This is a genomic window from uncultured Maribacter sp. (assembly GCF_947500985.1).
GTDB lineage: Bacteria > Bacteroidota > Bacteroidia > Flavobacteriales > Flavobacteriaceae > Maribacter.
On record NZ_CANMTX010000007.1, the window covers coordinates 1 to 13,909 of the forward strand.

The window sequence follows — 13,909 nt, forward strand, 5'->3', positions numbered from 1 at the left end:
TTTGCGCCGATGGTACTGCTATACCAAGTGGGAGAGTAGGTAGCCGCCTTTTTCGAAAGCCCTTTACAGTAATGTAAAGGGCTTTTTTTATACCATAAAATCAACAAAACTATACCTGATATACACGCTATAAATGAGTGTGGTAGCATTATTACCACCACTACTACTACTAGAATTAAGTTATATAGATAAGTCTGTTAGGATAGTTAATATTGTACCAATCTTTAGAATAACTTAATAACTGAGATAGGATTATATGCATTAGTGCATTCTTTCTTAGCTTGAGTTCATTCCCATTTTGTTCATACTCAAAAACGTTAGTTTAAAACCAGACTTGAATGGAAGTATACTCATTCATCTATTTAATTGGTTCAGCAAAACTAAACTTGGCCAGAACTTATTAGGTAAAACTGTTCTTGGTCTAAATGAAAAAAGCCCCAACTAAATGAATAGTCGGGGCTTTTAATGCTATTTGTAGGAATATTATACTCTTGGTAAATCACCTTCTCCTTTAAGAGGTAAAGCAGTTTCACCCATTAAGAATTTATCTACATGATGCGCAGCTTGTCGACCTTCAGATATAGCCCAAACAATTAGTGATTGACCTCTTCTTTGGTCACCTGCAGCAAATACGCCTGCTACATTAGTTTTATAATCATTTTCAGATGCTTTAATATTTGTTCTAGCATCCATTTCTAAGCCTAATTGACCGGCAACTGTATTTTCAGATCCTGTGAAGCCTAAAGCTAATAGTGCTAATTCACATTTCCATTCCTTTTCTGTGCCAGGAACTTCTTTAAGTTGTGGACGTTGCCCAGGAGTTTTTATCCATTCTACCTCTGAAGTTATTAATCCTGTTAAATTTCCATTGGCATCACCAATAAATTTCTTTGTAGATATGCTGAAGAAACGTTCAGCTCCTTCTTTATGTGAAGAGCTTGTTCTTAATCTCATAGGCCAAAATGGCCAAGGTTGACCTTCTGGTCTTTCTGCTGTAGCCATTGGCATAATTTCGAAATTGGATACAGAAGTAGCCCCATGGCGAAACGAAGTACCGATACAATCAGATCCTGTATCACCGCCACCTATAACAACTACATCTTTACCTGTTGCTTTGATTTCTTTGCCTAAATCTTTAATGCCGTCTACACGTCTATTGTTTTGACCAAGAAAGTCCATTGCTTGAACCACTCCTTTTAAATCTGAACCTTCAATTGGTAAATTTCTTCTGATAGTTGCACCACCAGTTAATACAATCGCGTCATATTCTTCTTTTAGTGTATCCGCTTTAATATCCACGCCTATATGAACTCCACATTTGAAAGTTATACCTTCTTCTTTAAGAACATCTAAACGTCTGTCGATTACGTTTTTCTCCATTTTGAAATCTGGAATACCATAACGCATTAATCCGCCAGGTTTTTCATCACGTTCAAATACGGTAACATCATGACCCGCTCTGTTCAATTGTTGTGCAGTTGCTAAACCTGCAGGTCCTGAACCTACTACTGCAACTTTTTTACCTGTTTTGTTCAAAGGTAACTTAGCAGTAATCCACCCTTTCTTAAAAGCAGTTTCAACAATATTTTTCTCGATATTTTCAATAGTTACTGGGTCTTCATTAATGCCAAGTACACAAGCTTCTTCGCATGGTGCAGGGCACAATCTTCCTGTAAATTCCGGAAAGTTGTTTGTTGAATGTAAAATTTCACTCGCTTTTTCCCATTTAGAGCGGTATACTGCATCGTTGAAATCAGGAATTAAATTTCCTAAAGGGCAACCACTATGACAAAAAGGTATACCACAATCCATGCAACGAGCACCTTGCTCTTTCATTTCCTTTTCAGGTAATGGTATTGTAAATTCTTTATAATCTTTTAAACGTTCCTCAACCGGTTCGTATGCTTCAATTTTTCTATCGAATTCCAAAAATCCTGTAATCTTTCCCATATTCCGATCTTAAATAGTTTGTAAATTTTCTTCCTCTAATCTAATTAAAGCTTGTCTGTATTCTTCAGGTAAGACCTTAACGAATTTAGGTAAGTACGATTCCCAATTTTCTAAAATACGTTGAGCTAATGGACTTGATGTAGAGTTATAATGGCTTTCAATTAAATCTTTTAATTGCTCGATATCATTGGTCTCAGTTACTTCTAAAAGATTAAGACCTTCTGTACTGCATCGCTTTTTAAAAGTTTTGTTACTATCTAATACAAATGCAATACCGCCACTCATACCTGCACCAAAGTTTCTACCTACTTCACCAAGAATAACAGCAACACCACCAGTCATATATTCACAACCGTGATCTCCAATACCCTCCACTACAGCTTTGGCTCCAGAATTACGGACACAAAAACGTTCTCCAGCTTTTCCGTTAATATAAGCTCTACCAGCGGTAGCTCCATATAAAGTAACATTACCAGTAATTACATTGTCTTCAGGTACTATCGTTGATTTCTCAGGTACTTTGATAACTAGTTTCGCGCCTGAAAGTCCTTTTCCTAAATAATCATTGGTATTTCCATTAACAATCATTGTAAGTCCCCTTGTTGCAAATGCTCCAAAACTTTGTCCTGCAGACCCTGTGAAATTAAGGCGTAGTGTGTTTATTGGTAATCCTTCTGCGCCATAAGTCTTAGATATCTCATTACTAATGATTGCACCAACGGCACGATCAGTATTACAAATAGGGTAATCTAAGATTAATTTCTCTTTTCTAAATAAAGAAGGATTAGCTTTTGCTATAATATCAAACTCTATAGATTTATCTATATCGTGTTTTTGTTTTTCTGTATTGTAGAATTTAGTTCCTTTAGGTACATCTACTTGATGTAGTATTGGAGTTAAATCTATACCAGCTGATTTGTAATGGTCAATTGCTTTTTTACGATCTAGTTTTTGAACCTGACCTACCATTTCATTTATAGTCTTAAAGCCTAATTGCGCCATGATTTCTCGTAACTCTTGTGCTACAAAATACATGTAGTTAACTACATGTTCTGGCTTACCGTTGAATTTCTTTCTTAACTCAGGGTTTTGAGTAGCGATACCTACTGGGCAAGTGTTTAAGTGACATACTCGCATCATGATACAACCAGATGCTACAAGTGGTGCGGTGGCGAAACCGAATTCTTCGGCACCTAAGAGGCAGGCTATGGCAACATCTCTACCAGTTTTTAATTGCCCGTCACATTCAAGAACAATTCTATTTCTTAAATCATTTAATACTAGTGTTTGTTGTGCTTCGGCAATACCAAGTTCCCATGGTAAACCACAATGTTTTAATGAGGTTAAAGGAGAAGCTCCTGTACCACCATCAAAACCAGAAACTAATACTACATCAGCTTTAGCTTTAGCAACACCAGCTGCAACGGTACCTACACCAACTTCAGAAACTAATTTTACATTAATTCTAGCTTTTCTATTAGCAGATTTTAAATCATAAATTAGTTGAGATAAATCTTCAATAGAATAGATGTCGTGATGTGGTGGTGGAGATATTAACCCTACATAAGGCGTAGAATTTCTTGTTTTTGCAATTTCAGGATTTACTTTTGGTCCTGGTAATTGACCACCCTCACCTGGTTTGGCACCTTGTGCCATTTTTATTTGAATTTCTTTAGCATTAGTCAAGTAGTTAGAAGTAACACCGAACCTACCTGATGCAACTTGTTTTATAGCACTATTTCTCCAGTCTCCAGTAGAGTTTTTATAGAATCTATTTTGATCTTCCCCACCTTCGCCTGAGTTACTTTTACCACCAATACGGTTCATCGCAATCGCTAAATTCTCATGCGCTTCTTTACTGATAGATCCATAAGACATTGCACCAGTTTTGAATCTTTTTACAATTTCTGTCCATGGTTCAACATCTTCTAATGGAATTGGGTCATAATTAGAGAATTCAAAAAGACCTCTAATCGTCATAAGGTTTTTAGATTGCTCATTAACCATACTCGAGTACTCCTTGTATGTGTCTGGCTCATTATTACGCACAGACTTTTGAAGTTTTGCTATGGATAGTGGATTGAACATGTGTTTTTCACCATCTCTTCTCCATCTGTATTCTCCGCCAATTTCTAAATCTAAATTAGCATCGATATGTTTTTTGCTAAATGTTTTATGATGACGTAGTGCAATCTCTTTTTCAATTTGATAAAGACCAATTCCTTGAATACGTGTTGGTGTATTCGGAAAATATTTTTCAACAACCTTAGTATTGATACCAATACATTCAAAAAGTTGAGATCCACGGTAAGAATTCAGTGTTGAAATACCGATTTTGTTCATCACTTTTAAAATGCCTTTTCCGACAGCCTTATTGTAATTTTTAATAGCATCGTCAAACGATATTTCTGTAATATCATGTTCCTCTATTTGCTCTGCAATAATTTCATTAACCAAATAAGGATTTATAGCACTTGCACCAAAGCCAAATAATAACGCGAAATGATGTACTTCGCGTGGCTCTGCAGATTCTATTATAACACTAAGTTTAGAACGTTTGCCTAGTTTCTGTAATCCACTATTTACAAATGAGCAAGCCAAAAGTGCTGGAATAGGAGCCATTTCTTCTGTAACATTTCTATCTGAAAGAATAATAATATTTGCTCCCTCGTCTACAGCTTTAGATGCTTGATTTAATAATGCTTGTAAAGCATCTTCTAGTCCGTTATGCCCTTGTTTGATAGCATATAACATCGTAATTGAGACTACTTTGTAATCTGGACTTACATCGTAATTTTTAATTTTATCCAAATCCTCTTTAGAAATTACAGGATTTTGAATTTTAAGTTTTCTACAGTGTAATTCTGAAAACTCGAATATATTATGGTCGCTACCCAAAGTTAAACTAATATCTGTAATCAATTCTTCACGAATACCATCTAGAGGAGGGTTCGTTACTTGGGCGAATAATTGCTTAAAATAATTGTATATTAATTGAGGTCGTTGAGATAAAACAGCAATTGGCGTATCTGAACCCATTGAGCCAATTGGTTCTTTGCCGGCTTTTGCCATAGGAAGAACTATTGTATTGATATCTTCTAATGTATATCCAAATACAGATTTTCTTTTCTCTAAAGTTTCTTCGCCTAGAAATAAAGGGCAATCATTATAAGGAATGTCTTTTAAATGAACTAGGTTGTCATTTAGCCATTTCTTGTAAGGGAATTTTTGAGCTATGTTCTCCTTAATTTCTTCATCGTTAATAATTCTGCCTTCTTCCATATTCACCAAGAACATCTTGCCTGGTTGTAATCTTCCGTGGAATTCTACATTGTCAGGGGCGATGTCAACAACACCCGTTTCAGATGACATAACCACATAATCATCTTTTGTTACCGTGTATCTGGAAGGTCTTAATCCGTTTCTATCTAATACTGCTCCAATAAAGTTACCGTCGGTAAAAGGAATAGAAGCTGGTCCGTCCCAAGGTTCCATCATACAAGAGTGATACTCGTAAAAAGCTCTTTTAGCTTCAGACATTTCTGCATTTTTCTCCCATGCTTCAGGTACTAATATCATCATTACCTCAGGTAAAGATCTACCTGTCATTAATAAAAGTTCAACAACCATATCCATGGTAGCAGAATCAGACTTTCCTGGTAATATTATAGGGAGAATATTTTTTATTTCATCTCCGAACATCTCGCTCTCCAATAATTCTTCTCTAGAGAACATGCGTGTAACATTACCTCTAAGAGTGTTTATTTCACCGTTATGACACATGTATCTAAAAGGTTGTGCCAAATCCCAAGTAGGGAAAGTATTCGTAGAAAAACGTTGGTGAACCAATGCTAATCTAGTTACTACTCTAGAATCCATTAGGTCTGAGTAATATAGGCTAATGTCTAAAGGCATCAATAAACCTTTAAAAATAATTATCTTGGTAGATAAGCTAGGTACATAAAAGAACTTGCTTTCAGATAATTTTGATTTTATAATCGTATGCTCAGTTACTTTGCGTGCAATAAAAAGTTTCAGATTAAAATCGAAGTAATCTTGATCTTCGTTCTCTTTTGCTACGAATATTTGTTTTACAAAAGGTTCGGTTTCAGCGGCGATTCTACCAGGTATGGATCTGTTTACCGGTACATCTCTCCATCCTAATAGTTTTAAGCCTTGTTTTTTTATATTTTCCTCAAAAACCGAGATACAAAAATCGCGTTGATTCTCTTTACGAGGGAAAAAGATGTTACCAACCGCATAGTCACCAGCTTTTGGTAATTCGAAACTACAAACAGCCTGAAAAAAATCATGTGGTATATCTATTAAAATACCTGCTCCATCTCCTGTCTTACCGTCGGCACTAACCGCACCTCTGTGTTCTAAACGTTCAAGTATCTCTAACGCTTTATGTATAATGTCGTTAGATTTTTTTCCTTTAAGACTGCATATAAATCCAGCCCCACAGTTATCATGTTCAAATTCCGGTAGATATAATCCTTGCTTCTTCAGTGTCATCCTTTGTGGTATTTCTTCAAAAATATCAATTTAATTGAATTATATTCAATGATTGAAACAAATTCAAGTAAAAAATTCAACAGAATAAATAAAAGCTTAAAAAATCGATAATTATGGATTTTTAAAACCTTCAATTTATCAGATTGATAAATTTAAGTTAATATTATCGAAAAGGATAGGTGAAGTAGGGGGTAAATTCTAGTTTTTGCAACTTTCTAACAATTGAGCATAACTTTATTGAGAGGTTAACAAAGTAAGATTACAGTTTAATAAAATTCACCCCTATTTTTTATAGGGGTGAATGAAGAATAATCTAATTTTACTTCAAAATACTTCTTGAAATAACGATTTTTTGAATTTCTGAAGTGCCTTCGTATATCTGTGTTATTTTGGCATCTCTCATTAATCTCTCTACGTGGTAGTCTTTTACAAATCCGTTTCCACCATGAATTTGTACGGCTTCAACGGTAGTTTCCATAGCGACTTTAGACGCATATAATTTAGCCATAGCGCCAGAAAGGTCATAATCGTTACCGTTATCTTTATCTATTGCAGATTGATATACTAATAATCGTGCAGCTTGAATTTCGGTATGCATATCTGCAAGTTTAAATGCAATAGCCTGGTGATTGCTGATTTCAGTACCAAAAGCCTTACGTTCTTTAGAATATTTCAAAGCTAGTTCGTAAGCACCTGCGGCAATACCCAATGCTTGCGCGGCAATACCAATACGACCCCCTGCTAAAGTTTTCATAGCAAACTTGAATCCGAAGCCATCTTCGCCGATTCTATTTTCTTTCGGAACTTTTACATCGTTAAATATTAATGAATGGGTGTCGCTACCTCTGATTCCTAATTTATTTTCTTTAGGACCAATTTCAAATCCGGGAGCACCTTTTTCTATGATTAAAGCATTTATTCCTCTGTGCTTTTTGTCTTTATCGGTTTGTGCAATTACAATATATGTACTTGCAGTACCGCCATTTGTAATCCAGTTTTTAGTGCCGTTTACAATATAATGGTCGCCCATATCTATTGCAGTTGTTTTTTGAGATGTAGCATCACTACCAGCTTCTGGTTCAGAAAGGCAAAACGCACCTATTTGCTCTCCTGTAGAAAGTTTAGTAAGATACTTTTCCTTTTGAGCTTCAGAGCCAAATTTTTCTAATCCCCAGCATACAAGAGAATTATTTACTGACATTATAACTGAAGTCGAAGCGTCAATTTTAGAAATTTCTTCCATGGCTATTACATATGATAGCGTATCAAGACCGCTTCCGCCATACTTTGGGTCTACCATCATTCCTAGGAATCCAAGTTCACCCAATTTTTTAATTTCCTCTGTGGGGAATCTTTGGGCGTCGTCACGTTCAATTACTTCTGCTAAAAGTTCAGTTTCGGCAAAATCACGGGCAGCTTGTTTTATAAGTTTTTGTTCTTCATTTAATGAAAAATCCATCTAATTATATATAAAGGTTAACAAATCAAAGATAAAGATATAGTAGTTAAATATTACACTTAAACACCTCCTTTTGACCGATTTTGTAACAATAGTATTATCGTAATATAGCATCAGTTCATATTTAACATTTTCTTATGCGTTAAAATGTGGTCATTAAAAACCTGTTAAATTTATAATAGTGTCGATTTAAGTATTTGGAAGTCAAATAACTTCGGTATTATTGTCAATTCATTAGGAATTCACAGACAATTTTAAATATATTTGGAAGATTTATTTTTTAGAATTAGAACCTATATTTACAACTAATAACTAGTTACTTTAAAAAACCAACGAAAATGGAAACCATCATTGTTATTGTTTTTTTGGCCGGATATCTTGCCATTACCTTAGAACACAATCTTAAAATAGATAAATTAATTCCAGCATTAGCTATGATGGCTATACTTTGGGCGCTAATAGCTCTTGGTATAGATGGCTATGAAAACTGGTTTGATTCTGCTCATCAAAGTCTTGTTGAAGGATTTGATAAATTTGGGCATTTGGATCGAATGCATATGATGGAGGAATCTCTTTTGCATCATTTGGGTAAAACTGCTGAAATCTTATTTTTCTTATTAGGGGCAATGACCATTGTAGAAATAATCGATTATTTCGATGGTTTTGCAACCATAAAAGGCTTTATAAAAACAAAGCAAAAAAGTAAATTACTTTGGTTGTTTTCAATATTGGCTTTCGTGTTATCTGCTATCATAGATAATTTAACGGCGACAATAGTTTTGATTACCATACTTCAAAAAGTAATTAAGGATAGGGAAACAAAATTGTGGTTTGCTGGTATGATAGTTATTACAGCAAATGCTGGTGGTGCTTGGTCACCAATTGGCGATGTTACCACTACCATGCTGTGGATTGCTAATAGAGTAAGTGCCGGTCAGTTAGTACTTCATGTTCTTTTACCTTCATTGGTTTGTATGATTGTTCCTGTTGTAATAGCAAGTAGGTTTAAGGTGTTTAAGGGTTTGATCGATGGGGAATTAGAAGAAGAAAAATCTAAGTCTAAGTATAGTGGAGTAATGTTGTACTTAGGTCTAGGAGCCATTTTATTCGTTCCTATTTTTAAGACGGTAACTCATTTACCACCTTATGTTGGTATGATGTTGTCATTGGCTGTTGTAGCAACTTTCGCTGAAATATATAGTAATAAGAAATTTAGCATTTCTTCAGTAGACCCAGAAGGTCAAGATAGTGAAGGTCACCATAGTCCTGTTCACCATTCTTTATCTAAAATAGAATTGCCAAGTATATTGTTCTTCTTAGGAATTTTGTTAGCGGTAGCTGCTATGGAATCATTAGGTATACTATTTAATGCTGCAGGTGCACTAAATGAAGCAATACCAAATACTGATGTTGTAGTATTGTTGTTTGGTTTGGGATCTGCGGTTATTGATAACGTACCTTTGGTTGCTGCAAGTATGGGTATGTTTAGCGAACCTTTAGATAATCCGTTATGGCATTTTATTGCTTATTCTGCTGGTACTGGTGGTAGTATGTTGATAATTGGTTCTGCCGCAGGTGTTGTTGCAATGGGTATGGAGAAAATTGATTTTTTCTGGTATCTTAAAAAGATTGCATGGTTGGCTTTTGCAGGTTTTATTAGTGGGGCTGTTGTTTTTATCCTATTAAGAGATTTTGTACTTAACGCATAATTTAATTCGCAATTCATCGTTATAAAGGCAAATTCAATACTTAAAGAATACTATGTTATTATTCCAGGATTTGGCTCAAGATGCGAGCGAAGAATTATTGTCTGAAGAGAAAACTCTTTCGGTTATAGATTTAATATTTAATGGCGGTACAGGTAGTGTCATTATTATATCGGTATTATTTATAATGTTGGGCGTAGCTCTATATATCTATTTTGAGCGTTTACTTGCTGTAAATGCTGCATCTAAAATAGATAAGAATTTTATGAATCAAATACGAGATTATGTTACTACGGGTAAATTAGATGCTGCAAAGCTTTTATGTGCTCAGACAGATTCGCCGGTAGCTAGATTGACTGAGAAAGGTGTTTCTCGTATAGGAAAGCCGTTGGATGATATAAATACCGCTATAGAAAACGCTGGTACTCTTGAAGTTTATAAGCTTGAAAAGAATGTAAGTATTCTAGCAACAGTAGCAGGTGCTGCCCCAATGATTGGTTTCTTGGGGACGGTTATCGGTATGATTCTTGCTTTTCATGAAATGGCCAGTAGTGGTGGTCAAGCAGAAATGGGTTCATTGGCATCTGGTATTTATACAGCAATGACAACAACAGTTGCAGGTCTTATTGTAGGTATTATTGCTTACGTGGGGTATAATCATTTAGTGAACAGAACTGATAAGGTGGTTCATAAAATGGAAGCTAACGCTGTAGAATTCTTAGATTTATTAAACGAACCTCTTTAATTTTATACTATGAAATTAAAAGGAAGAAATAAAGTCAGTCCAGACTTTAGCATGTCTTCAATGACAGATATTGTATTCTTGTTATTGGTATTTTTCATGCTAACCGCAAATTCACCGAACGCTTTAGATTTATTACTTCCTAAAGCGAAAGGGAAATCTACAAATACTCAGAATGTATCTGTAAGTATAGATAAGAACCTTCAATACTTCGTTAATGATGAACGTATTAATGGTGAATATATAGAGATAGAGTTGAAGAAAGCTTTAGCTGGTCAAGATAGTCCTACTATCATACTTAGAACAGAAGAAAGTGTTGCGATTAAAGAAGCTGTATATGTTATGGACATCGCAAATAGAAATAATTATAAGGTTATTTTGGCAGTACGCCCGAACTAAATGGCATTTTTAGATACGAAACATAAAAAGAAATCATTGACACTTACCACATTGTTGTTAAGTGCGTTATTGTTGGTTTTATTTTATATCGGTCTAAATTATATGGATCCGCCAGAAGAAAACGGAATCTCTGTTAATTTTGGCACAATGGAATTTGGTAGCGGTAAAGTACAGCCAAAAGAAAAGATACAGTCAGAGCCTTTAGATACTCCTCCCGTTGAGCCAACAATACAAGAAGTTGCAGAAACTGTTGAGGAACCTTTAGAAGAAGTCGAAGAAGCTGTGGCCGAGAAAGAGGCGCCTGCAGAAAAGTTATTGACTCAAGATAATGAAGAGGCTATAAAAATCAATCAGGCAAAAGAAGCTAAAAGAAAGGCTGATGAAGCCGCTGCAGATGCAAAAAGAAAAGCAGAAGCAGTAGAGAATAAGAAAAAGGCTGAAGCAGCAAAAATTGCTAAGCAAAAGAAAGATGCCGAAGATCAGGCACGCCAAGAGCAAGAAGCTAAAAAGAAAGCTTTAGACGCAATGATGGGTGGTCTTAATAAATCTGACGGCACAGCATCTGGTAGCGAAGGTGATGATAATAAGGTAGGAGATAAAGGTCAACCAGACGGTGATCCATATGCAACTAGTTATTATGGAAGTCCCGGTAGTGGTAGTGGAACTGGTGGTTATGGCTTAAATGGTCGATCATTAGTAAACAAAGGGCAAGTGCAGCAGGAATGTAACGAGTCAGGTAGAGTAGTGGTCAAAATTATTGTAGATCGTAATGGTAAAGTGATAAGTGCTGAGCCAGGTGTAAGAGGTACAACTAATAATAATCGATGTTTGTTAGAGCCGGCCAAGAAAACCGCATTCATGCATAAGTGGAATTTAGATAGCAATGCCCCAAATCAACAAGTTGGTTTTGTAGTTGTTAACTTCAAATTAGGAGAGTGACCTATAAAGAAACATTAGATTGGATGTTTGCACAACTTCCAATGTATCAAAATAAAGGTAATAGTGCATTTAATTCAAAACTTGATGGCATTACATCATTTGCCAATCATTTAAACAACCCTCATACACAGTTTAAGAGTATTCATGTAGCTGGCACCAACGGTAAAGGGTCAAGTAGTCATCTATTGGCTTCTATTCTTCAAGAAGCTGGCTATAAAGTAGGTTTGTATACCTCGCCTCATTTAAAAGATTTTAGAGAACGTATTCGTATTAATGGGCATAAGGTAGCTAAGCGTTGGGTAGTTGATTTTATTCAAGAGAATCAAGTATACTTTTCTGAAAATAAGCTGTCATTTTTTGAAATGACTGTTGGTATGGCATTTTCATATTTTGCTCAAGAAAAGGTTGATATAGCAATTATTGAAGTGGGCTTGGGCGGTAGGCTCGATTCTACGAATATTATTAAGCCAGAGGTTAGTCTGATAACAAATATTGGTTTAGACCATGTTGATATGCTCGGCGATACTATCGTTAAAATTGCAGGCGAGAAAGCAGGTATTATAAAATCGGGGGTTCCAGTGGTAATAAGTGAGTATAATATTGAAACAGCACAGGTATTTAATTTAGTCGCAAAAGATAATAATGCTAAAATAATTTTTGCTGAAGATGCGGATTATCCTGATTATGAAATCGGTTTGTTAGGTTCTTATCAGAAGAAAAATATAAAAGGAGTACTTGCAACTTTAAATACCTTATCTGGTTTCGTAATAACCGAAAGTAATATAGTTCAAGGATTGATAGGTGTCGTAGATAATACACAACTTATGGGGCGATGGCAGCAAATTGGTTCAGACCCTATAATAATTTGTGATACAGCACATAATAAAGAAGGTATTTCGCTTGTCATGGAACAAGTAAAGAAACAGAAATATGACGACTTACATATTGTAATCGGCTTTGTAAAGGATAAGGATATTAATAAAATATCACCCCTTTTTCCTAAAAAGGCTACATATTATTATTGTAAGCCAAAAAATTTTAGGGGACTTGATGAAAATAAATTAGCAAGTGTATTTTCTGATTTAGGTTATAAGGGTGAAGTTTATAAGTCTGTAAATAAGGCTTTTAAAGCGGCAAAAAAACGAGCTAAAAAGAATGGTTTCATTTATGTTGGCGGTAGTAATTTTGTAGTAGCAGAAGTTCTTTAAATTTTTATTGATTTTTCTTTTGTGAAATGTAAAAGTATTATATATTTGCACCCCCATTGGGGCTCTTAGCTCAGTTGGTTCAGAGCACCTGCCTTACAAGCAGGGGGTCACTGGTTCGAATCCAGTAGGGCCCACAGGTTAAAAGGCTTTCATGAAAATGAAAGCCTTTTTTTAGTTTTAGCCTGTTTTTGGAATTACTTTTTCTTTCCTTCAAGTAGTAACCTTATTACATTTAATTAAGATTTTACAAAGTGATTAAGAGCTACTTATTAATAAAACAAATCAGTTAAAATTTTGATGTTGGCTGTTTTATTTGGACTTAAGATTTTTCGCTGATTTTACTGTAATTATTAGAGCATTTATCGTTGATGTTTATGAAGTTGTTTTATGTTTTCAAATCATTTATTAAGGTGTATTTTGAAATAATATCCTTGAAAGGATATAAAATATGTTAAATTTTTAAGAGTTCTGGTTGTTTATGGTTTTTGACCTTATTCTATGGAATAGTTTTGTTTTTGATAATGGTAAAACCCTTTCTAACCATCATATATACTGCGGTTTTTGGTCTAATTATGTATTTCTGAAAATGTGCTCAAAATTTTGACAATTATGTAATATTAGGAAGTAGAAACTTGTTTAATCTCAAAAAACACCACCCTAAATCATTAATGTAATTTTTTTTAACAATATAATAACATATATTTGGTAAACCAGTTTGACGAACCAATTTGGTAAACCAGTTAAAATATTGAAATTAAAGAACCTTTATAAACTAAAAAAAATGACGTGAAACTTTAGAGCAGAATTGCATAAAAAAAGGACGGGTGCTCGCCCATCCTTTTAGTAAAAAAAATTACTTCATTTCGAAGGGAAGTAATACACAAACATGTAAATATTACTATAAACACATTTCCTGGTAAAAATAGGAATTTTCATTGATTTAAGATGAAAGGGTGTGTATAGGAATATTGAAGATTATGATGCGAGA

8 protein-coding genes and 1 tRNA gene are annotated in these 13,909 nt (G+C 34.8%); 6 read left to right on the forward strand and 3 right to left on the reverse strand.

Annotated elements, in window-relative coordinates; translation table 11 throughout:
* Positions 1-483: 483 nt before the first annotated feature.
* From Q0871_RS14880 to Q0871_RS14890, 3 genes are all read right to left on the reverse strand, one after another.
* Positions 484-1,950, reverse strand: a complete 1,467-nt coding sequence (locus tag Q0871_RS14880; RefSeq protein ID WP_299325221.1) for a glutamate synthase subunit beta — start codon at positions 1,948-1,950, stop codon at positions 484-486.
* Positions 1,951-1,959: 9 nt separating this feature from the next.
* Entirely contained in the window at positions 1,960-6,468 is a 4,509-nt protein-coding gene (gene gltB / locus Q0871_RS14885) for a glutamate synthase large subunit (protein WP_299325222.1), read from the reverse strand.
* A gap of 319 nt (positions 6,469-6,787) precedes the next feature.
* Positions 6,788-7,927, reverse strand: a complete 1,140-nt coding sequence (locus Q0871_RS14890) for an acyl-CoA dehydrogenase (RefSeq protein WP_299325223.1) — start codon at positions 7,925-7,927, stop codon at positions 6,788-6,790.
* A gap of 338 nt (positions 7,928-8,265) precedes the next feature.
* On the opposite strand from Q0871_RS14890, the gene nhaD reads away from it, so the two are divergent.
* From nhaD to Q0871_RS14920, 6 genes are all read left to right on the forward strand, one after another.
* Entirely contained in the window at positions 8,266-9,636 is a 1,371-nt protein-coding gene (gene nhaD / locus Q0871_RS14895; RefSeq protein WP_299325224.1) for a sodium:proton antiporter NhaD, read from the forward strand.
* Between the two features lie 52 nt (positions 9,637-9,688).
* Positions 9,689-10,378, forward strand: a complete 690-nt coding sequence (locus tag Q0871_RS14900; protein ID WP_299325225.1) for a MotA/TolQ/ExbB proton channel family protein — start codon at positions 9,689-9,691, stop codon at positions 10,376-10,378.
* A gap of 9 nt (positions 10,379-10,387) precedes the next feature.
* Positions 10,388-10,774 (forward strand): biopolymer transporter ExbD, encoded by a 387-nt coding sequence (locus tag Q0871_RS14905; RefSeq protein WP_073247166.1) that lies wholly within the window; start codon positions 10,388-10,390, stop codon positions 10,772-10,774.
* Entirely contained in the window at positions 10,775-11,713 is a 939-nt protein-coding gene (locus tag Q0871_RS14910) for an energy transducer TonB (protein WP_299325226.1), read from the forward strand.
* Positions 11,710-12,921: a folylpolyglutamate synthase/dihydrofolate synthase family protein gene (locus tag Q0871_RS14915; RefSeq protein WP_299325227.1), complete on the forward strand. Its 1,212-nt coding sequence runs from the start codon at positions 11,710-11,712 to the stop codon at positions 12,919-12,921. Before Q0871_RS14910 ends, Q0871_RS14915 begins: the two co-directional genes overlap by 4 nt.
* Positions 12,922-12,980: 59 nt before the next feature.
* A tRNA-Val gene (locus tag Q0871_RS14920) sits at positions 12,981-13,055 on the forward strand.
* Positions 13,056-13,909: the final 854 nt, after the last annotated feature.

Bases quoted from the DNA above. Each gene is read 5' to 3' on its own strand.
- Q0871_RS14890 (WP_299325223.1), bottom strand. From the start codon at position 7,927: ATGGATTTTTCATTAAATGAAGAACAAAAACTTATAAAACAAGCTGCC.
- Q0871_RS14900 (WP_299325225.1), top strand. From the start codon at position 9,689: ATGTTATTATTCCAGGATTTGGCTCAAGATGCGAGCGAAGAATTATTG.
- gltB (WP_299325222.1), bottom strand. From the start codon at position 6,468: ATGACACTGAAGAAGCAAGGATTATATCTACCGGAATTTGAACATGAT.
- Q0871_RS14880 (WP_299325221.1), bottom strand. From the start codon at position 1,950: ATGGGAAAGATTACAGGATTTTTGGAATTCGATAGAAAAATTGAAGCA.
- Q0871_RS14905 (WP_073247166.1), top strand. From the start codon at position 10,388: ATGAAATTAAAAGGAAGAAATAAAGTCAGTCCAGACTTTAGCATGTCT.
- Q0871_RS14910 (WP_299325226.1), top strand. From the start codon at position 10,775: ATGGCATTTTTAGATACGAAACATAAAAAGAAATCATTGACACTTACC.
- nhaD (WP_299325224.1), top strand. From the start codon at position 8,266: ATGGAAACCATCATTGTTATTGTTTTTTTGGCCGGATATCTTGCCATT.